This window comes from Nocardia wallacei (assembly GCF_029868745.1).
Classification (GTDB): domain Bacteria; phylum Actinomycetota; class Actinomycetes; order Mycobacteriales; family Mycobacteriaceae; genus Nocardia; species Nocardia wallacei_B.
Window position 1 is genome coordinate 19,360 of the sequence record NZ_JARWOP010000222.1, and the last position, 19,330, is coordinate 38,689.

At 69.3% G+C, this 19,330-nt stretch carries 17 protein-coding genes and 1 tRNA gene; 11 read left to right on the forward strand and 7 right to left on the reverse strand.

The annotated features are described in order from the left end of the window. Positions 1-85 precede the first annotated feature (85 nt). From egtA to egtD, 4 genes are read left to right on the forward strand one after another with little or no spacing between them, the layout of a single operon-like run. The gene (egtA, locus tag QH470_RS18735) at positions 86-1,330 is read left to right on the forward strand and encodes an ergothioneine biosynthesis glutamate--cysteine ligase EgtA (RefSeq protein WP_280273681.1); all 1,245 of its coding nucleotides are present in this window, start codon (positions 86-88) and stop codon (positions 1,328-1,330) included. Positions 1,331-1,384: 54 nt separating this feature from the next. Next, positions 1,385-2,725, forward strand: a complete 1,341-nt coding sequence (egtB, locus tag QH470_RS18740; RefSeq protein WP_280273682.1) for an ergothioneine biosynthesis protein EgtB — start codon at positions 1,385-1,387, stop codon at positions 2,723-2,725. Then, complete coding sequence (locus QH470_RS18745; RefSeq protein WP_280273683.1) at positions 2,725-3,729, forward strand: class II glutamine amidotransferase domain-containing protein; 1,005 nt, start codon at positions 2,725-2,727, stop codon at positions 3,727-3,729. Before egtB ends, QH470_RS18745 begins: the two co-directional genes overlap by 1 nt. Then, on the forward strand, positions 3,726-4,697 hold the full coding sequence (gene egtD / locus QH470_RS18750; protein ID WP_280273684.1) for an L-histidine N(alpha)-methyltransferase: 972 nt from the start codon (positions 3,726-3,728) through the stop codon (positions 4,695-4,697). Before QH470_RS18745 ends, egtD begins: the two co-directional genes overlap by 4 nt. Positions 4,698-4,706: 9 nt before the next feature. Here egtD and QH470_RS18755 read toward each other — a convergent pair whose 3' ends face one another. The 4 genes from QH470_RS18755 to QH470_RS18770 form a co-directional block, all read right to left on the reverse strand. Beyond that, positions 4,707-5,366 (reverse strand): DUF2461 domain-containing protein, encoded by a 660-nt coding sequence (locus tag QH470_RS18755; RefSeq protein WP_280273685.1) that lies wholly within the window; start codon positions 5,364-5,366, stop codon positions 4,707-4,709. Between the two features lie 70 nt (positions 5,367-5,436). Next, on the reverse strand, positions 5,437-6,417 hold the full coding sequence (locus tag QH470_RS18760) for a ribose-phosphate diphosphokinase (protein ID WP_187686827.1): 981 nt from the start codon (positions 6,415-6,417) through the stop codon (positions 5,437-5,439). Next, complete coding sequence (gene glmU, locus QH470_RS18765) at positions 6,414-7,904, reverse strand: bifunctional UDP-N-acetylglucosamine diphosphorylase/glucosamine-1-phosphate N-acetyltransferase GlmU (protein ID WP_280273686.1); 1,491 nt, start codon at positions 7,902-7,904, stop codon at positions 6,414-6,416. The genes QH470_RS18760 and glmU overlap by 4 nt, the downstream gene beginning before the upstream one ends. Before the next feature lie 128 nt (positions 7,905-8,032). Then, positions 8,033-8,103 (reverse strand) — tRNA-Gln (locus tag QH470_RS18770). A gap of 303 nt (positions 8,104-8,406) precedes the next feature. Between QH470_RS18770 and QH470_RS18775 the strand changes: the two genes are divergently transcribed. The 6 genes from QH470_RS18775 (at position 8,407) to QH470_RS18800 (ending at position 15,750) form a co-directional block, all read left to right on the forward strand. Further along, the gene (locus QH470_RS18775; RefSeq protein WP_187688938.1) at positions 8,407-9,021 is read left to right on the forward strand and encodes a TetR/AcrR family transcriptional regulator; all 615 of its coding nucleotides are present in this window, start codon (positions 8,407-8,409) and stop codon (positions 9,019-9,021) included. Between the two features lie 218 nt (positions 9,022-9,239). Further along, positions 9,240-9,887 (forward strand): TetR/AcrR family transcriptional regulator, encoded by a 648-nt coding sequence (locus QH470_RS18780; RefSeq protein WP_280273687.1) that lies wholly within the window; start codon positions 9,240-9,242, stop codon positions 9,885-9,887. A 240-nt stretch (positions 9,888-10,127) separates the two neighbouring features. Beyond that, positions 10,128-13,745 carry a transcription-repair coupling factor gene (gene mfd, locus QH470_RS18785; RefSeq protein ID WP_280273688.1) on the forward strand — a complete coding sequence of 1,206 codons (3,618 nt, stop codon included), beginning with the start codon at positions 10,128-10,130 and terminating at the stop codon, positions 13,743-13,745. Continuing rightward, positions 13,742-14,446 (forward strand): nucleoside triphosphate pyrophosphohydrolase, encoded by a 705-nt coding sequence (locus tag QH470_RS18790; RefSeq protein ID WP_280273689.1) that lies wholly within the window; start codon positions 13,742-13,744, stop codon positions 14,444-14,446. Before mfd ends, QH470_RS18790 begins: the two co-directional genes overlap by 4 nt. 175 nt (positions 14,447-14,621) lie before the next feature. After that, positions 14,622-15,311 (forward strand): TetR/AcrR family transcriptional regulator, encoded by a 690-nt coding sequence (locus QH470_RS18795; protein WP_280273690.1) that lies wholly within the window; start codon positions 14,622-14,624, stop codon positions 15,309-15,311. Positions 15,312-15,342: 31 nt separating this feature from the next. Continuing rightward, positions 15,343-15,750, forward strand: a complete 408-nt coding sequence (locus QH470_RS18800) for an ester cyclase (protein WP_280273691.1) — start codon at positions 15,343-15,345, stop codon at positions 15,748-15,750. A gap of 22 nt (positions 15,751-15,772) precedes the next feature. On the opposite strand, the gene QH470_RS18805 is transcribed toward QH470_RS18800, so the two are convergent. The 3 genes from QH470_RS18805 to QH470_RS18815 all read right to left on the reverse strand — a co-directional run bounded on the left by QH470_RS18805 (position 15,773) and on the right by QH470_RS18815 (position 17,160). Further along, positions 15,773-16,069, reverse strand: a complete 297-nt coding sequence (locus tag QH470_RS18805; protein WP_280273692.1) for an MTH1187 family thiamine-binding protein — start codon at positions 16,067-16,069, stop codon at positions 15,773-15,775. A gap of 4 nt (positions 16,070-16,073) precedes the next feature. Continuing rightward, positions 16,074-16,571, reverse strand: coding sequence for a hypothetical protein (locus QH470_RS18810; protein ID WP_280273693.1), 498 nt, complete (start codon positions 16,569-16,571; stop codon positions 16,074-16,076). A 121-nt stretch (positions 16,572-16,692) separates the two neighbouring features. Then, positions 16,693-17,160: a flavodoxin domain-containing protein gene (locus tag QH470_RS18815; RefSeq protein WP_280273694.1), complete on the reverse strand. Its 468-nt coding sequence runs from the start codon at positions 17,158-17,160 to the stop codon at positions 16,693-16,695. Positions 17,161-17,760: 600 nt separating this feature from the next. On the opposite strand from QH470_RS18815, the gene QH470_RS18820 reads away from it, so the two are divergent. Next, complete coding sequence (locus QH470_RS18820) at positions 17,761-19,203, forward strand: stealth family protein (protein WP_280273695.1); 1,443 nt, start codon at positions 17,761-17,763, stop codon at positions 19,201-19,203. The last annotated feature ends 127 nt before the right edge of the window (positions 19,204-19,330 follow it).

Below are 19,330 nucleotides of genomic sequence, written 5' to 3' on the forward strand. Positions count from 1 at the left end.
CGGTCCGGTCTTTCGTGACACAGCTATCGGCGGCACGGCTGCGGCGGCTGGCACAGGTCAGCGGCGGCAGAGCGGAGGATTGGCAATGGCTATCACGGCAGTACGGGCCCCGATCGGCGCAGGCCCCGGCCTCTCTTCGCGAGCCGCGGCAGAGGCGTACATCGGCGGCGTCTGCTTCAAACAGGGTCCACCGGCGCTGATCGGCGCCGAACTGGAGTGGCTCACCGTGCAGGGTGAACCTTCGACGCCGCCGGCGCGTCCCGAGCTGTCGGAGCTCGCGGCGGCGCTGGGGCCGTACGCACCACGGTCCGTCGCCGCCGAATCCCCGGCCCTGCCGCTGCCCGGGGGCAGCAGGGTCACCGTAGAACCCGGTGGTCAGATCGAACTTTCCAGCGCCCCGTTTCCGGCGGCGACCGAATTGTGTGAGCGCCTGCGCGCGGATGCGCGCCTGTTGGAGAAAATGCTTCACGCCCGGTCCATTCGTATCGTCGCGGCGGCCGCCGATGCCACCCGCCATCCGGCGCGAGTCCTGCAACTGCCGCGATACCAGGCCATGGAGCGCAGTTTCGAGGGGATCGGCCCGTTCGGCAAACTCATGATGTGCAACACCGCGGCGACGCAGGTGAGCGTCGACGCCGGTGCGGATCCGGCCGAGATAGCCGCGCGCTGGACCGCCCTGTACGCCGTCGGCCCGGCCCTGCTCGCCGCCTTCGCCTGCTCGCCCGAACTCCAGGGCGCCCCGGCCGGCGCGTGGGCCTCGCAGCGCATGCGCGCCTGGCTCCGGCTCGACCACGCCCGTACCCGCCCGTCGGTGCGGCACTGGTCCGATCCGGTGACCGACTACGCCCGCTGGGTGCTGGACGTCCCCCTGCTGTGCGTCCGGTCGGACGGCGCCGGCGATTGGGCCGCCCCACCGGGCGCCACCTTCGCCGACGGGCTGTGCGGCGCGCTCGACGACGAGATCGGCCGCCCACCGGCGGCGGCCGATCTCGACTATCACCTGACCACCATGTTCCCGCCCGTGCGGGCCTCGGGGCATCTGGAGGTCCGCTACCTCGACGCGCAGCCCGGCGACTCGTGGAGCGTGCCGGTCCACGCGCTGGAGTCGCTCCTGTCCACGCCCGCCGTCGTCGCCGAGGCCACCCGTGTGGCCGTTCCCGTCGCCGATCAATGGCTGGAGGCAGCCCGCAGCGGCCTCGCGGATCCGCAGATCCGTTCGGCGGCAGTGGAATTGCTCGACCTGGCCGCGGCGCACGCGGCGACGTCGGCGGCCGCGGCCGAACTACAGGAGGCCGTCCGCCGATGTCGCGACGGCCGCATGCCCACCTGACCCGGCCGGGCACCCCGTACACCCCTCCCCGCTCGACGATTTCGGAGAACACTCATGACCGTTCATCTCACCGGGACCGATCGCGCCGACACCGAGCGACTGCGCGAGCAGATCGCCGAGGTGCTCGTGCGGGCGCGCGCCAGGACGGCGGCGCTCACCGACTGCGTCGACGAGGCGGAGCTGGTGGCGCAGCATTCGCGGCTGATGAGCCCGCTGGTCTGGGATCTCGCGCACATCGGCAACCAGGAGGAGCTGTGGCTGGTGCGCGATGTCGGCGGCCGGGAGCCGGTGCGGTCCGACATCGACCACCTCTACGACGCGTTCCAGCATCCCCGCGCCGACCGGCCCGCGCTCCCGCTGCTGACGGCCGAGGAGGCCCGCGGCTATGTCGGCGATGTCCGGCTGAAGGTGTGGGATGTGCTGTCCGGCAGCGCCTTACGCGGCGCCCGGCTGGTCGAGGGCGGCTTCGCGTTCGGCATGATCGCCCAGCACGAGCAGCAGCACGACGAGACCATGCTGGCGACACATCAGCTGCGCGTAGGTCCGGCGGTCCTCCGGGCGGAGGCCGCGCCCACGTCTCGCGTGCCGGTCTCGGATGAAGTGCTCGTTCCCGCGGGCGAATTCACGATGGGCACCTCGACCGATCCGTGGGCGCTGGACAACGAGCGGCCCGCCCATCGCGTGCATGTCCCCGCCTTCGCCATCGACGCCGCACCGGTGACCAACGCGCAGTACCAGCGATTCATCGATGACGGCGGTTACCAGCGGCCGGAGCTGTGGTCCGAGCGCGGCTGGGCGCACCGCACCGACGCCGGGCTGGTCGCACCGCAGTTCTGGGAGCGCGATGGCGGAAACTCTTGGTGGCGGCGCGTTTTCGGGACCATGGAACCGGTGCGTCCGCACCAGCCGGTAGTGCACGTGTGCTGGTTCGAGGCCGAGGCCTACGCCAACTGGGCCGGTAAGCGCTTGCCCACCGAGGCCGAATGGGAGAAGGCGGCCCGATTCGACCCGGCCACCGGGCAGACCCGGCGCTACCCCTGGGGCGATGCCGATCCCACCGCGGCCACGGCGAATCTCGGCCAGCGCCACCTGGAACCGGCCGAGGTGGGGGCGTATCCGGAGGGCGCCTCCCCGGCCGGTGTGCACCAGCTGATCGGTGACGTCTGGGAGTGGACCGCTTCGGGTTTCGAGGCGTACCCCGGGTTCGAGGCGTTCCCGTATCGGGAGTACTCGGAGGTGTTCTTCGGCGGCGACTACAAGATGCTGCGCGGCGGCTCGTTCGGCACCGATCCGGTCGCCTGCCGCGGTACCTTCCGCAACTGGGACCACCCGATCCGCCGTCAGATCTTCTCGGGTTTCCGCCTGGCCCGCGACCTGCGCCCGGACGAGCGCTGATGTGCCGTCATCTCGGCTACCTCGGCCCGCCGGCTCCCGTCGGCGCACTACTCACCCGCGGCGAACATTCCCTGCGCAGCCAGGCGTGGCAGCCGCGAGACATGCGCGGCGGCGGCACGATCAACGCCGACGGTTTCGGGGTCGCGTGGTGGGTGCCCGTGGTCGAGGCGGGCGGCGCATCCTCGACCGGTGACCGCGCGCGTTCGCGCGGTCCCGAGGCGGCCTCGGCACGGATGGCGGGCCGAATCGGCGGCCGCTCTCCTATCACGTTGGCGGCCAGCCGCTATCGCAATCCCGCGCCGATCTGGACCGACCCCGCGGTGGACGAGGTGCTGCCGCAGCTACGGTCGACGGCGGTGCTGGCGGCAGTGCGGTCGGCGACGGTGGGAATGCCCGTGGAGCGCTCGGCCTGTGCCCCGTTCACCCACGGCCGCTGGGCGTTCAGCCACAACGGGGTGGTCCAGGACTGGCAGCGGGTGCTGACCGAGGTGGCCGCCGAACTGGGCGTGGCCACGCTGCTGGACGCCGAGTCGCACACCGATTCCGCCCTGCTCTGGGTCATCCTGCGCGATCTGCTCGAAAAGCTGCACGAGGCGGCGGAATTCGACCGTGTGCCGATCGCATCGAACGGCGCCGCGCCCGCCGCGGACGGTTACGCCATCGCCGAAACCCCCGAATCGTGGACCCTCGTCGCCGACGACTGGCCCGAGAGCGCCGCTGTTCCCGGCCGCGCGCTGCGGCTGCTGGTCTCGGCGGTCCTCGCCCGCGCGCCGCGGGCCCGGCTGAACCTGCTGCTGAGCGACGGCGAAACCCTGTGGGCCACCACCGTGTACCACTCGCTGTCGGTGCTGGCCACCGACACGTCGGTGACCCTGTCCTCCGAACCCTACGACGACGACCCGCGCTGGCAGGCCATCGCGGACCGGCAGCTGGTGACGGCCCGGCCCGGCCACCTGTCCGTCGTCCCCCTCGCCTCCGCCGAATCCGAAAGGGCCTCTTCATGACCGCACCGACGCTGGAGATCCACCTCACCGACGACGACCTCACCGCCGCGCTGCGGTCGGATGCCCGCCTGGGCCTCACGTCGACGCCGAAGACCTTGCCGCCCAAGTGGTTCTACGACGCCCGGGGCAGCGAGCTGTTCGAGGCGATCACCGCGCTGCCGGAGTACTACCCGACGCGGACCGAGCGGGCGCTGCTGGAGCGGGTCGTCGGCGAGATCGCCCGGATCGCGCAGGCGGAGGTGCTCGTCGAGCTGGGGGCGGGCTCGGCGGCCAAGACCAGGCTGCTGCTGTCCGCGCTGAGCAGCGCCGGGCCGCTGAAAACCTATGTCCCGCAGGATGTCTCGGTGTCGGCACTGCGCGAGGCCGCTCAGCAGCTCGTCGCGGAGTTCCCGGGCCTGGCGGTGCACGGGGTGGTCAGCGACTTCACCGACACCCTGCACAATCTGCCGCGCGGCGGCCGCCGGATGATCGCGTTCCTGGGCGGCACCATCGGCAACCTGGTCCCCGCCGAGCGGGCCGAGTTCCTGTCCGGCGTCCACGAGGTGCTCGAGCCGGGGGAGCAACTGCTGCTCGGCGCGGGCCTGGTGATCGATCCGGCCGTGCTGGTGCCCGCCTACGACGACGCCGCGGGCGTCACTGCCGAATTCAACCGAAATGTGCTGTACGTCTTGAACTCTCGCCTGCGCGCCGATTTCGATCCGGAGAGCTTCCGGCACGTGGCCGTGTGGGACGCGGCGAACGAGTGGATCGAGATGCGCCTGGAGGCCACCCGGGCGATGACGGCCACCGTCGCCGACCTGGGCCTCACGGTGCACTTCGACGAGGGCGAGCAGATGCGCACGGAGATCTCCGCCAAGTTCCGGGTCGAGGGCCTCACCGCCGAACTGGCGGCGAGCGGTTTCGCCACCGAGCAGGTGTGGACCGATCCGTACGACCGCTTCGCGCTGGTCCTGGCCGCCCGCCGCTGAACCGGAAGGTCAACGGCGCGGCGGCGCCTCGCTCTCGCCCCCGATGACCGCGCCCAACCACTCGATGAGCGGCCGCATGGTCTCCCAGGACTTGCGAATCTCCTTGGCGGCGCGGGGAGTCGGGAGCCAGTCGGGCGCGCCGAACTCCTTGCTCACCAGCAGGGACTTGTGCCGGAGCAATTCGATGCGTGGATGATCGGCGGCGTAACCCTTCGGGCGGGTCTTCAGTTGATCACCGCCCGTAGGGAATCCGGCCTTCGCCAGCCGGGCGAGAATCCGCTCCAGCTCGGCCCCGCGCACCTCGTCATCGATCGTGGCGCGCAGACGCGCGAGCTGCGCGGGGGAGGCGGCGTATATCCCACCGGCCACGAACAGTCCCGGTGCGCCGATCTGGACGTACCACCCGGTGCCGGACGCCACGTGGACGATGGCCCCCTGGTGGTCCTTGTACGGCGTCTTGTTCTTCGAGAACCGCACGTCCCGGTAGGGCCGGAAGACCTTGGGGGCGCCGAAGTCGGCCTCGAGGTCGGTCATCAGCGCGGTCATCGGCTGCTTCACCGACTGCTCGTAGACGTGCTTGTTGGCGGCCCAGAACGTCTTCGAATTGTCGGCCTCGAGGTCTTCGTAGAAGTCCAGGCCCGCGAACGGGAACCCCGCGAACTCGCTCATGCAGATCAACCTATCGCCCGCGTGCGGGGCCGGGACGACGTGAGGTCGTCCCGGCATGCTCGTGCCGGGGTTAGGCCGAGCCGTTGAACAGCCCGGTGACCGAGCCGTTCTCGAACACCTCGCGGATGGTGCGGGCCAGCAGCGGGGCGATCGACAGCACCGTCAACGTGGGGAACTTCTTGTCCTCGGTGATCGGCAGCGTGTTGGTGACGATCACCTCGCGGGCGCCGCACGACGCCAGCCGCTCGGCGGCCGGGTTGGACAGCACGCCGTGGGTAGCGGCGATGACCACGTCACCGGCGCCGGCCTCGCGCAGCACGCGCACGGCCTCGGCGATGGTGCCGCCGGTGTCGATCATGTCGTCGATCAGGATGCAGGTGCGGCCGTCCACGTCACCAACCGGGCGGTGCGACTTGACCTGGTTGGGCACCAGCGGGTCGCGGGTCTTGTGGATGAACGCGACGGGGGCGCCGCCCAGCGAGTCGGCCCACTTCTCGGCGACCTTCACGCGGCCCGCGTCGGGGGAGACGACGGTGACGTTGTCGGTGCTGTAGTGGTTGCGCACGTACTCCGACAGCTGCACCAGCGCGTGCATGTGGTCGACGGGACCGTCGAAGAAGCCCTGGATCTGGTCGGTGTGCAGGTCGACGGTGATGATCCGGTCCGCGCCGGCGGTCTTGAGCAGATCGGCGACCAGGCGGGCGGAGATCGGCTCGCGGCCGCGGTGCTTCTTGTCCTGCCGGGCGTAGGGATAGAACGGCAAAACCGAGGTGATCCGCTTGGCCGACCCGCGCTTGAGCGCGTCGAGCATGATGAGGTGCTCCATCAGCCACTCGTTCAGCGGGGCCGGGAAGCCCTGCATCACGAACGCGTCCGAACCGCGCACGGATTCCTCGAACCGAACGAAGATCTCTCCGTTGGCGAAGTCGCGAGCAGTTTGCGGCGTGATCGGAACGTCGAGTTCCTTCGCCACCTGCTCGGACAGCTCGGGGTGAGCGCGCCCCGAGAACAGCATCAGGTTCTTCTGATTATCGGTCGAGAACGCGGTCACTCTCTGTTGCCATCCTTTTGCTCGATTGCTTGACTCGCCCTGTCGCCGGCCGCGAGTGCGTCGGCTGCCGCCTGTGCCGCAGCGGTCCCGGGACGTTTCCGCTGCACCCAGCCCTCGATATTGCGCTGTGCTCCGCCCGAGACGGCCAATGCCCCCGGCGGAACGTTTCTCCGCAGCACAGTACCTGCCGCCGAATAGGCGCCGTCGCCCACCGTCACCGGGGCTATGAACATCGTGTCACTACCGGTACGCACATGGGAACCCACAACCGTATGGTGTTTGTTCACCCCGTCGTAGTTGACGAACACACTGGACGCGCCGATGTTGCTGTGCTCGCCGATGGTGGCGTCGCCGACGTAGGTCAGGTGCGGCACCTTGGAGTGCGCGCCGATGGTGGCGTTCTTGGTCTCGACGAAAGCCCCGAGCTTGCCGGAGAGCCCGACGACCGTCCCCGGCCGCAGGTACGCGAACGGGCCGATGGCCGCGCCGGGTCCGATGGTCGCGCCCGACCCGTGCGTGCGGACCACCGTGGCGCCGTCGCCGACCACCACGTCGGTGAGGGTGGAGTCCGGGCCGACCTCGGCGTCCTCGCCGACGACCGTATTGCCGAGCAACTGCACGCCCGGCCGCAGCACCGCGTCGCGGCCGATCCGGACACCGGCGTCGACCCAGGTCGTGGCCGGATCGATGACGGTGACCCCGGCCCGCATATGGCGTTCGAGGATGTAGCGATTGAAGATGCGGGCGGCCGCGGCCATCTGCACGCGGTCGTTCACGCCGGTGACCTTGGCGGCGTCCACCAGCCGCGCGCCGTGCACCGGGTGCCCGCCCTCGCGCGCCAGCTTCAGCACATCGGTCAGATACAGCTCGTGCTGGGCATTGGCGGTGGTGAGCCGGCCGATCATGGCGCGCAGCACGGCGGCGTCGAAAACGTAGACGCCCGAGTTGACCTCGGTGAGCGCGGCCTGCTCGGGAGTCGCGTCGGCGTGCTCGACGATCTCGAGCACGTGGCCCTCGGCGTCGCGGACGATGCGGCCGTAGCCGTTCGGGTCCTCGGGTGCGAAGGTCAGCACCGTCACCGCGGAACGCTGTGGATAGCTGCGGTGCTCGGCCAGCAGCGCCGAGAGCGTGTCACCGTCGAGCAGCGGCACGTCGGCGGAGGTGACCAGCAGGTCGCCGGCGAATTCGGCGGGCAGCGCCGACAGCGCGCACCGCACCGCGTGCCCGGTGCCCAGCTGCTGCTCCTGCACCGCCGGGGTGATCTCGCGGCCCAGTTCCGCCGCAACGGAATTCATCGCCGCGCCGACCTGGTCGCGATCGTGCCCGATCACGGTGATGAGGTAGGCGGGGTCGATCTCGTTCGCCGCATGCAGCGCGTGCGCGAGCATGCTGCGGCCGGCCAGTGAATGCAAAACCTTAGGAGTCTTCGACCGCATTCGAGTTCCGGCACCGGCTGCGAGAACGACGACGGCGGTCTGCTGTGGCATGGATCTCCCTCGGCTGCCTGTCATCGTGGGCTGCTGTCCCTTGGTCACTTCCGTCCTCGGTCACCGCGGGCACTGCCGATCGACCTTAGGGCATCGTGCCGGCCGACCGCGGTCACCGCGCCCCCGAGCTCCGCCGCCAGGACTCGAACCTGGACTAACTGAACCAAAATCAGTGGTGCTGCCATTACACTACGGCGGATTGTCGCACCGGCGGATTCCATCACATCCGCCGCCACGTCACGGCACGCGGGAATGATCCTCGCATGCCGACGCCCAAAGAGCCACCTTGCCCGGCACCATACCGGTCGAGTGCCCCGGGCGAGATCGGCCGTCGCGTCGAGATCGGCCGTTGCGTCGGGAGATTCACCAAGATGTCCCGGGGCTGCCGCGCGCGGGGGCGATGCTGTCTGAGAGAGTTGTCGGTGCAAGTCGCGACGGGATTCGTAGGGAGGCGGCGGGATCGATGTCTTCGAATGAGGCGAGCCGGACGCCGCGGCCCCGCATGACCGGAACCCAGCGGCGGCAGCAGTTGATCGAGATCGGCCGCGCGCTGTTCGCGGAGCGCGGGTACGACGCCACCTCCATCGAGGAGATCGCGCAGCGTGCCCAGGTGTCCAAACCCGTTGTGTACGAACACTTCGGCGGCAAGGAGGGGCTGTACGCGGTGGTCGTCGACCGGGAGATGTCGACGCTGCTCGACATGATCACCTCCTCGCTGACGCAGAACCGGTCGCGGGTGCGGCTGGAACAGGTGGCACTGGCGTTGCTGACCTACATGGAGGAGCGCACCGACGGCTTCCGCATCCTGATGCGCGATCAGCCCGTGTCGGCGGCCGAGGGCACCTACTCCAGCCTGCTCAACGAGGCGGTCAATCAGGTGGCGCATATTCTCGGCGGCGATTTCGAGCGGCGCGGTTTCGACACCAGCCTGTCCACCATGTACGCGCAGGCGCTGGTCGGCATGGTCGCGACGGCCGCGACATGGTGGTTGGACGAGCGGCAGCCCTCGAAGGAAGTGGTCGCCGCGCACCTGGTGAACCTGTGCTGGAACGGGCTCACCCATCTGGAGGCCGACCCGCAGCTGGCCTCCGAATGGCCCAGCGGGACAGCGCCGTAGACGTGCGACGCGCCGAGCGAGGGTGGTCCGGCGCGAATAACTGGACGGTTAACCCAAAATTAGCGAAGGAGGCTGGTCCGAATGCTCGATTCCGCTGACCCGGGCCTGTCGGGTGGTACGGTTCACCCATCCTTCGAGTGCTGTTCGAGCTGTGATGTCGGTCAACTTCGGGATGTCGGTCTACTTCAGGATGGCTGGTTTGATGACAGGCGGATCTGATGGCTAGGCAAGCGCGTGCGGAGATCACTCGCGATTCCGTCCTTGCGGGCGCGGCCGATGTCTTCCTGCGGCTGGGTTACGCGAACGCGAGCCTGAGCGAGATCATCGCACAGTCCAATGTGACCAAGGGCGCCTTGTATTTTCACTTCGGCTCCAAGGAGGAGCTGGCGCGCGCCGTGGTCGATCAGGGCAACGAGCGACTGGTGAGCGCCTGTCAGGGGTTCTTCGACCCCCGGGTGCCGGCGCTCGAGGCCTGTATCGGGATCACCTACGTGGTCGCCGACCTCACCATGAACGATCCGATGGTGGGCGCGATGCTCAAACTCACCCACCAGATCGGCGACTACCGCGGCGCGAGCGGCGAGAACATCGCCAAGACCTGGGGCGAGACGCACCAGTTGCTGGCCGAACGCGCGATCGCCCAGGGCGACCTGCTGCCGGACCTGGACCCGGAAACCATCGGCCTGCTCCTGCAGGAGATGTCCTCCGGCGTGCACATCACCGCGGTCGGCACGGATTCGATCGACCAGATGGCCGCCCGCATGGAGCGCGTCTGGTACTTCCTGCTCCCGTCGATCGTCCCGGAGGAGAAGGTCGCCTACTTCCGCGAGTTCGCGGCCCGGCGATTACGCCGCTACGTGCCGTGATTTTGGCCTTTGCTTCGCTTCGGCGGCCGCGGCCCTCGTGACCCCGAGTCTTCCCTCCTCCGCTCCTCCGCTTCGCTCCCCCGCTCCGTCAGTCCAGACTCGGGGCGGGCCGCGGTTGGGGGGTGTCGTTCTGCCAGAGGTTTCGGGAGGTGGGGTGGTGGATGTAATGGGGTGTCGGGGGTGGTGACTAGACTCGGTTGGCCGCCCTGATTCGCTTCCTCTGTGCCAGGAGTCTGTGTCATGCCCACCCATCGCCCACCTCTTGCGGGACTGGCCGCGGTGGCCGGTACCGATGCCGCGTTGTCGCAGGTCCGGAGCCTGGTCGGGCGGTCGCCCGTGCAGTTGGTGGCGCCGTCGGCGGTGCGGCCGTTCGTGGCGGAGACCCTCGCGCGGCAGCGGCCGCTGGTGGTGGTGACCGCGACGGGGCGCGAGGCCGACGATCTCACCGGTGAACTCGCCGAGATCCTCGGCGAGGGCGTGGCGTTGTTTCCCTCCTGGGAGACGCTGCCGCACGAGCGGCTCTCGCCCGGCGCCGACACGGTCGGCCGCCGGTTGCAGGTGCTGCGACGGCTGGCCCATCCGGAGGATCCGTTCTACCCGGAGCCGCTGCGGGTGGTCGTCACGACGGTGCGCTCGCTGGTCCAGCCGATGGCCGGGGGTCTCGGCGATATCGAGCCGATCGTGCTGCGCGTGGGCGTCGAGCACGACTTCGACGAACTGATCGCGCGCCTGGTCGAATTCGCGTACGAGCGGGTCGACATGGTCGGCAAGCGCGGTGAGTTCGCGGTGCGCGGCGGCATTCTCGACGTCTTCCCGCCGACCGCCGATCATCCGGTGCGCGTGGAGTTCTGGGGCGACGAGGTCACCGAGCTGCGCCCGTTCTCGGTGGCCGACCAGCGGTCGCTGCCCGAGGTGGACGTGGATGTCGTGGTGGCGCAGCCCTGCCGGGAACTGCTGCTGACCAGTGATCTGCGGGTGCGCGCGGCCGAGGTGGCCGCCGCGAACCCGGCCGACGCCGCGCTGGTCGAGATGCTGACGAAGCTGGCCGAGGGCATCCCGGTGGAAGGCATGGAGGCGCTGCTGCCGGCGCTGCGGCCCGGCGATCTGCAGCTGCTCACCGACGTGCTGCCCGCGGAAACCCATGTGCTGCTCTGTGATCCGGAGAAGATCCGCACCCGCGCCGCCGACCTGGTCCGCACGGGACAGGAATTCCTGGAGGCGTCGTGGACGGCCGCGTCCTTCGGCGGCGCGGCGCCGCTGGGCGCGCACGGACTCGATCTGGCGGCCTCGGCCTACCGCGGGCTCGATGCCGTGCATGCCAGCGCCGACGAGCGCGGCCTGCCCTGGTGGACGCTGAGCCCGCTGGCCTCCGGCGATCCGGCCGAGGTGGTGCTGCCGGTGCTGGCCGCGCCGGTCGCGCGCGGCTCGGAGGAGCTGGTGGCGACGGTCTTCGCGTCGCTGCGCGCACACGTGACGACCGGCGGCCGCGCGGTCGTGGTGGTCGCGGGACACGGTACGGCGCAACGCATCCGGGAGCGACTCGCCGACGCGGAGGTTCCGGCCGCGCCGCTGGAGCCGGGCACCGAGCCGGCGCCGGGCGTGGTCGGCGTGCTGTGCGGCTCGCTGCACGACGGTGTGGTGTTCGAGGACGCCAAGCTGGTCGTCATCGCCGAGTCCGATCTCACCGGCAACCGGGTCACCGCCCCCGGCGAGGGCAAGAAGCTGCCCGCGCGGCGGCGCAATCAGGTCGACCCGCTGGCGCTGTCCGCCGGTGACCTGGTGGTGCACGATCAGCACGGCATCGGCCGGTTCGTGGAGATGATCGAGCGCACCGTAGGCGGCGCGCGCCGGGAATACCTGGTGATCGAGTACGCGCCCGGCAAGCGCGGCCAGCCCGGTGACCGGCTGTACGTGCCGATGGACTCGCTCGATCAGCTGTCGCGCTACGTGGGCGGCGAGATGCCCGGCCTGTCCAAGCTCGGCGGCTCGGACTGGGCGAATACGAAACGCAAGGCGCGCAAGGCGGTTCGCGAGATCGCCACCGAGCTGGTGCAGCTGTACGCGGCCCGGCAAGCGGCCCCCGGGCACGCGTTCGGACCCGACACGCCGTGGCAGCAGGAGATGGAGGACGCCTTCGCGTTCACCGAGACCGTCGACCAGCTCACCGCCATCGCCGAGGTCAAGTCCGATATGGAGAAGGCCGTCCCGATGGACCGCGTGATCTGCGGCGACGTCGGTTACGGCAAGACCGAGATCGCGGTGCGCGCGGCGTTCAAGGCGGTGCAGGACGGCAAGCAGGTCGCGGTCCTGGTACCCACGACGCTGCTCGCCCAGCAGCATTTGCAGACTTTCATGGAGCGGGTCGCGGGGTTCCCGGTCACGGTGAAGGGCCTGTCCCGGTTCACCGACGCCGCCGAGTCGCGGCTGGTGCTCGACGGCATGGCCGCCGGCGACGTCGACATCGTCGTCGGCACGCACCGCCTGCTGCAGACCGGCATCCGGTGGAAGGAACTGGGCCTGGTCATCATCGACGAGGAACAGCGCTTCGGCGTGGAGCACAAGGAGCACATCAAGGCGCTGCGCACCCACGTCGACGTGCTGACCATGTCGGCCACCCCGATTCCGCGCACCCTGGAGATGAGCCTGGCCGGTATCCGCGAGATGTCGACCATCCTCACCCCGCCCGAGGAACGCCACCCCGTCCTCACCTACGTCGGCTCCTATAACGACAAGCAGGTCGCCGCCGCCATCCGCCGCGAGCTGCTGCGCGACGGGCAGGTGTTCTACGTGCACAACCGGGTGTCCTCGATCGACAAGTCCGCCAAGCGGATTCGCGATCTGGTACCCGAGGCGCGGGTGGCGATCGCGCACGGTCAGATGAACGAGGACACGCTGGAGAAGACCGTGCAGGGCTTCTGGGAGCGCGAATACGACGTGCTGGTGTGCACCACGATCATCGAGACCGGCCTGGACATCTCCAACGCCAACACGCTGCTCGTGGAACGCGCCGACGCCCTGGGGCTTTCGCAACTGCACCAGTTGCGCGGCCGGGTCGGGCGCAGTCGCGAGCGCGGCTACGCCTACTTCCTGTACCCGCCGGACAAGCCGCTCACCGAGACGGCCTACGACCGGCTGGCGACCATCTCGCAGAACTCCGATCTGGGCGCCGGCATGGCCGTGGCGATGAAGGACCTCGAGATTCGCGGCGCCGGAAACGTGTTGGGCGCCGAGCAGTCCGGGCATGTCGCGGGCGTCGGCTTCGACCTGTATGTGCGGCTGGTCGGCGAGGCCGTGGAGGCGTATCGGGCCGCCGCGGACGGGCGGCCGATCATCACCGACGAGGAATCCAAGGAGGTGCGCATCGACCTGCCGGTGGACGCGCACATCCCGCCCGACTACATCGCCAGCGACCGGCTGCGCCTGGAGGCATACCGCAAACTGGCTGCCGCGCAGGATGATTCGGCGTTGGCGGGCGTGGTGGAGGAACTCGTCGACCGGTACGGGCCGCTGCCGGTGGAGGTCGGGCGGCTGGTGTCGGTGGCCAAGCTGCGGCTGCTGTGCCGGGAGTACGGGCTCACCGAGGTGGGTGTCAGCGGCACCACGCTGAAGCTGTCGCCGCTCCAGCTGCCCGACTCGAAACAGTTGCGGCTCAAGCGTTTGTACCCGAACGCCACCTACCGGCCCACCACCTCGATCGTGCAGCTGCCGCTGCCGCGGGTGGAGGACAGCGTCGGCGCGGCCCGGGTGCGGGATGTGCGGCTGCTGCAGTTCATCGCCGATCTGCTGCTGGCGCTGGACGGAAAGCCCCAGGGCACAGTCGATCTGCGGGTCGCGACCGAGGTGTCGGCGGCGCGATGAGCGCGGCCGACCCCACCGCGGCGGACTGTGCGCGGATGGCGCACGGCCTCGCCGCCGCCGTCGACGTCATGGACCGGCTGTGGAGTTTCGGCGGCTGGGAGGTCGCCCAGACCCACGACTCGCTGCGGCCGTACCTGCTCGAGGAGACCTACGAACTGCTCGACGCCATCCAGCACGGCGACGTCGAGACCATCAAGGAGGAGCTCGGCGACCTGCTGCTCCAGGTGCTGTTCCATTCCCGGATCGCCGAGGCGGCAGGCGAATTCACCGTCGAGGACGTGGCGGCGGCACTGGTGGACAAGCTGGTCCACCGCAGCCCGCACCTGCTGGACGGCGCGGCGGATTTCGGCGACAGCGTCGAGGACAAGATCGCGGCGCAGGAAAAGGCTTGGGAGGAAAGGAAATCCACGGAGAAGGCCCGCCGTTCCTGCCTCGACGGCATCGCCCTGGCCCAGCCCGCCCTCGCCCTGGCCGAGAAGATCCGCTCCCGCAGCCTCAAGGCGGGCCTCCCCGAAGACCTGATCCCCGACACCCTCCGAGTAATCCACTTGGGCACCCCGGACAGCGCCGAAGAACGCCTCCGCAAGGCAACTCTGGCCTTCGCCACCCAGATCCGCGCGGCCGAAGACGCCGCCGAGGCAGCTCGCGGCGAACGCGCGGCGCTCACCCCCGCCGACTGGCGCGTGTACTGGCCACAGTGACCCGCGCCCTGTGAGGAAATGAAGCCGTCATTCCGGCACGTTTGTGGCCGGAATCCACTGGCCGAGGTGTGGATCCCGGCCAAAGGCGCACCGGGATGACGGGGGCTGCGGTGGGTCGCGCGACGGCAGGTGGTTGTTTGGTGGGCGCTGATCGGGTCGATGACAGACTGCTGGCGTGAGCGAACGGCGCGCGGGTGAGCGCGATAGCGGTGAATCGGCGGCGACCTCGGGGGCCCGGCGTGGTCGTCCCGCGCGGTTGTCGCGGGAGCGGATCGTGGATGCCGCGCTGGAGATCGTGACCGGCGAAGGGGACCGGGCACTGACGATGCGGCGGGTCGCGGAAGCGCTGGGTAGCGCGCCGATGAGTCTGTATCGGCATGTCGGGGGTAAGGATGAATTGCTGATCCTGGTGCTGGATCGGGTCGTGGGGGAATTGCCGCGGCCGGAACTGCCCGAGGATCCACGGGAGCGGTTGCTGGCCTTGCTCACCTGGCAGCACGATCAGCTCGCCGCGCGGCCGTGGATCGTGGACGTGCTGGCTCGCGGTGATCTGATGGCCCCGTCCATCGTGTGGCTGCTCGAGGGCATCTACGACGCCTGGCAGGCGTGCGGGCTCACCCTGGATCAGGCCGCGACGGCCAATCGGATCGCCTGGGGGTACACGCTCGGTGATCTCCGGCAGCGCGCGGTGGCCGCCCGTCCGGCCGATCGACAGCCGTACCAGGTCAGCGTCCCGGCCGGAGTAGACCCGGCGGCTCATCCGAACCTGGCCGCCCTGCGCGAGTACTGGACCGCCCCGGACCGCCGGGACCGTTTCGCCGACGATCTCGCCGTGCTCGTCCACGCGCTGATCGCCGCCGCTTGACTTTTGCGTACACGTACGCAAAATGGGCGGTATGGATATCGAGACGCTCTACCGCCGCTGGCTGTTCGAGGTCTGGTACGGCGACTACTCCGGCGTGGCGGACATCTTCACGCCCGGTTTCGTCGGGCACTGGCCGTCGCTGGACGTGCACGGCCCGCAGGGTGTCGTCGACCAGATCGAGCAGTCCCGCCACTTCTTCGACGACATCGAGAACACCCTGGATGTCGGCCCGCTCATCGACGGCGACCTGATCGCGGCCCGCTGGACCTTCCGCGGCTCCTACCGCGAGGGCATCCCCGGCGCCACGGCCGCGCCCGGCACCCGCATCGCCTTCGCGGGGCAGGACATCTTTCGCGCGGAGGGCGGCCGACTCGCCGAATACTGGGTCGTCTCCGACGGGCTGGGCATGATGGAGTCCCTCGGCGCGCTCGGAGGGTGACGAAAAGCGTTGTGCCGCCGGCTCAGTCCTCGGCGAGGTAGCGTTCCACGCTGGCTACCTTCGAGGCGAGGCCGTCGGTGACGCCTGGGCGGATGTCGGCCTTGATCACCAGGCTGCAGCGTGGGGCGGCGGCCATGACGGCGTCGGTGGCCTGTTTGATCACGGCCATCACCTCGTCCCAGTCGCCCTCGATCGAGGTGTACATGGCCGTGGTTTCGTTGGGCAGGCCGCTGGCCCGCACGACGCGCACGGCCTCGGCGACTGCCCGGCCGACATCCTCTCCGGCGCCGAGCGGGGTGATCGAGAAGGCAGCAATCATGGGATCAATTGTGGTGTCGCGCCATGTCGTGCAGCGTAGCGACACGCGACTCCAGGTACTCCAGCTCGGACTCGTCGAGCACGGTGCGCTGAATTCCGGCCGACACCAGGAACGCGCCCTGGCGGTGATCATCGATCACGTCGACCTCGATCGCCACCGCCACGTAATCCTCGGCGTCGGGCATCGGGTCGGCGATGACGCGCGCGGTGCCGCGGGCGCACAGCGCCACATTGTCACCGCTGAGGAGCAGCAACGCCACGTCGGGACGCTTGCGTAACCGGGCCAGCGAGCCGCGATTGGACCTGAGGCTCAACAGGATTCGGTGATCCCCGGCGCGCACCGGCCAGGACACGGGAATGGCGTGGGGTGACGGGTCGGTGGTCACCAGCACCCCGATGGTGTCTCGCGGCCATTCCGGCAGTACGTCCAGTTCGGGATGCTCGGTCATCTCTGCCTGCGGCTCGGTCGAGGTCTCTTGACGTTCCCGGGCTTCGGCCACCATATTTCGTCACCTCACGGTCGTCTCGCGCTGCGGGCTGGATCGCGCGTTTCCTAGCAGTGTAAGCCGTTGCGCCGCTTGCTCGCTGGGATGGAGACGGATATGGGGCCGGACCCGGGGCTCGTCAGGACGCGGCTCCGGCGGTGGCCAGGGCTTCGACAGACAGTGATCGGGCCCATTCACGCGCCTGATCCTGCGACCGGATGGTGCCGGAGGCATCGTGGCGGCCGTGCTCGCCGAGCTGCCGCGCGCCGAGCGCGGTGAGTTTCTCGGCGCAGATCTCCCCGCCGCGGTTGAAGGTGTCGTCATAGACGATGTCGCCGAGGCCGAACACCGCGAACCGCAGCCCGGTCAGATCGGGCAGGCGGTCGTCGAGCTGGTCGAAGAACGGTTCGGCCCCGGTCGGCAGCTCGCCCGTGCCGTAGGTGGAGCAGACGAAGACGTGGAAGTCGTGCACGTCCAGATCGTCGGTGTCGAACTCGGACATGTCGTAGATCGAGACATCGTGCGCTCGCGCCAGTTCGTCGGCGACGGCCTCGGCCGCCCGCTCCGCGGTGCCCATCTCGGACCCGAACAGAATCACTACCCGCACGCTGTCTCCCTCGTGTAGTCTCCACCCGAACGCTTGGTGAGCCTACCCTAACTTGTACACTGGGTGTGGTGCCCGGCCCGCGCGGATACCGACGGCCCGGAATCATTCCGTTACGGATGTGAAAACGTCTCGGGACCTGCGACCCGCCTGATTGACGAACAGGCATCGCTGGTTGCATCATTCGTAACAGTTCCCCGTCTTTCGGGGTCACGCGAGTGGCCGGTCGATGAACGCCCGGCGTAGCGAGTCGCTCACCGATTCCTGGTGCCCGACGAACGCAGCAGCATCCGTACGGCGCGCCCGCGCGCCCGAAGACGAGTGAGGTGAGTGCAATGGGATTTCGGCCCTACCGATACCGACTGTGGGCGGCCTTCCCGAACAGTCTGACCTCACGCGGTTTCTTGTAACGCATTCGACGCAGTGGTGAGCCCTCCGCCTGCGGCGGAGGGCATGCGGGCGTGGCTCTTATCGCGGAGGGCATGTGTGGCCTTTCGGAAGGTTCCTTACCGCGGAGGCCCGCGCGTCCGGTGATTTCACGGGTGATGGTGCCCGCGGCTCCGCTCGGGGAGTCGCGGTCGGAGTACGAGGCAGGAGACGGTGATGACGGAATTCGACAAGGTGGAGACGGCCGGCCCGGCGACGGTGGCGAATCTCGCGGTGTCCGCGTCGGTGCTCGATGATCTGCGGTACCTGCGGGCCGAACTGGTAGCGGCCGAGCTGCCGTATCTGCTGGTGCGCGACGGCGATCACGGCTTGGCGCTGGCCGTCGACGCCGCCTATCACGCGCAGCTGCGTCGGGTGCTGGGCGCGGCCATGGTGGCCGGATTCTCCTGTAACGAATTGCGGCACAACGTGTTCCGTCTCGGTCGGGACATGGATCCGGCACACCACGTCGACCTCGAGCTATGGGAGTACCACGGTGACACGGTGTCGTGCCCGCGCCCGAACGCGCTGACCCGCAACGTCTTCGACGTCGCGGACGTGGAGTACACGACGGTACTGCTGTTCGACGGCAGCTGGCCCACCCTGGCGGGAATGTTCGCCCCGCACCCCACCGATGTCGGCTTCGACATCGACCTCGTCTACTCCTGGGTGGACGGCACCGACCCCGAATTCCGCGCCCGCCGTGCGGGAATGCTGGCCCAGGTGGTGGTCGGCGAGGGCGACGACGCCGACGCCCGCATCCGGCACATCGACGAGCTGAAGTACGCCCTGCGTTCGGTGCACAAGAACGCGCCGTGGATCCGCCGCATCTTCATCGCCACCGACTCCCGGGTGCCGGACTGGCTGGCCGACGACCCGAAGGTGACCGTCGTCCGGGCGCAGGACCACTTCTCCGACACCAGCGGACTGCCGGTGTTCAATTCGCACGCGGTGGAATGCCAGCTGCAGCACATCGAGGGGCTGTCGGAGCATTTCCTCTACTCCAACGACGACATGTTCTTCGCCCGCCCGGTGCGCCCGTCGATGTTCTTCACCCCCGGCGGGATCAGCCGGTTCATCGAGGCGGACACGCGCATCGGGCCCGGCAGCAACAACGAGCGGCGCAGCGGATTCGAGAACGCCGCGCGGGTGAACCGCGCGCTGCTGGCAAAGCGGTTCGGCCACATCATCACCCGACACCTCGAGCACACGCCGGTGCCCTTGCGGCGCAGCGTGCTGCTGGAGATGGAGCGCGAGTTCGGCGCCGACTTCGCGCGCACCCGCGGCAGCAGGTTCCGGGCGGCCACCGACATCTCGGTCACCAACTCGCTGTACCACTACTACGCGCTGCTCACCGGCCGCGCGGTACCTCAGGAAGCGGCGCGGGTGCGCTACGTCGACACCACCGGCTACGCCGGCCTGGCCCTGTTGGACGGCCTGGCGCGACGGCGCAAGGTGGACTTCTTCTGCCTCAACGACGGCAGTTTCCCCGAGGTCCCCGAGGCCGAGCGGGTCCGCGTCGTCTCGCAGTTCCTCGAGGGCTACTTCCCGGACCCGGCGCCCTGGGAACGCGTCACCGCCGCCGACCCGCTGGCGGCGCTGGAGCCGGGCGCCGCGTAGGACAGGCTCATCTCCAGTGTGCTGCCGCACCCGTCATCCCGGCATGGGTTTTTGCGGGGTGCCCCGGGGGGTTAACGGCCAAAAACCCCCGGAAATACGGTGGTGGGGCCCCGGGAATAAGGTGGGG

Bases quoted from the DNA above. Each gene is read 5' to 3' on its own strand.
- QH470_RS18755 (WP_280273685.1), bottom strand. From the start codon at position 5,366: ATGAGCGAGTTCGCGGGGTTCCCGTTCGCGGGCCTGGACTTCTACGAA.
- QH470_RS18780 (WP_280273687.1), top strand. From the start codon at position 9,240: ATGGCTAGGCAAGCGCGTGCGGAGATCACTCGCGATTCCGTCCTTGCG.
- QH470_RS18805 (WP_280273692.1), bottom strand. From the start codon at position 16,069: ATGATTGCTGCCTTCTCGATCACCCCGCTCGGCGCCGGAGAGGATGTC.
- QH470_RS18810 (WP_280273693.1), bottom strand. From the start codon at position 16,571: ATGGTGGCCGAAGCCCGGGAACGTCAAGAGACCTCGACCGAGCCGCAG.
- egtA (WP_280273681.1), top strand. From the start codon at position 86: ATGGCTATCACGGCAGTACGGGCCCCGATCGGCGCAGGCCCCGGCCTC.
- QH470_RS18820 (WP_280273695.1), top strand. From the start codon at position 17,761: ATGACGGAATTCGACAAGGTGGAGACGGCCGGCCCGGCGACGGTGGCG.
- QH470_RS18745 (WP_280273683.1), top strand. From the start codon at position 2,725: ATGTGCCGTCATCTCGGCTACCTCGGCCCGCCGGCTCCCGTCGGCGCA.
- mfd (WP_280273688.1), top strand. From the start codon at position 10,128: ATGCCCACCCATCGCCCACCTCTTGCGGGACTGGCCGCGGTGGCCGGT.
- QH470_RS18775 (WP_187688938.1), top strand. From the start codon at position 8,407: ATGACCGGAACCCAGCGGCGGCAGCAGTTGATCGAGATCGGCCGCGCG.
- egtB (WP_280273682.1), top strand. From the start codon at position 1,385: ATGACCGTTCATCTCACCGGGACCGATCGCGCCGACACCGAGCGACTG.
- QH470_RS18800 (WP_280273691.1), top strand. From the start codon at position 15,343: ATGGATATCGAGACGCTCTACCGCCGCTGGCTGTTCGAGGTCTGGTAC.
- QH470_RS18790 (WP_280273689.1), top strand. From the start codon at position 13,742: ATGAGCGCGGCCGACCCCACCGCGGCGGACTGTGCGCGGATGGCGCAC.
- egtD (WP_280273684.1), top strand. From the start codon at position 3,726: ATGACCGCACCGACGCTGGAGATCCACCTCACCGACGACGACCTCACC.
- glmU (WP_280273686.1), bottom strand. From the start codon at position 7,904: ATGCCACAGCAGACCGCCGTCGTCGTTCTCGCAGCCGGTGCCGGAACT.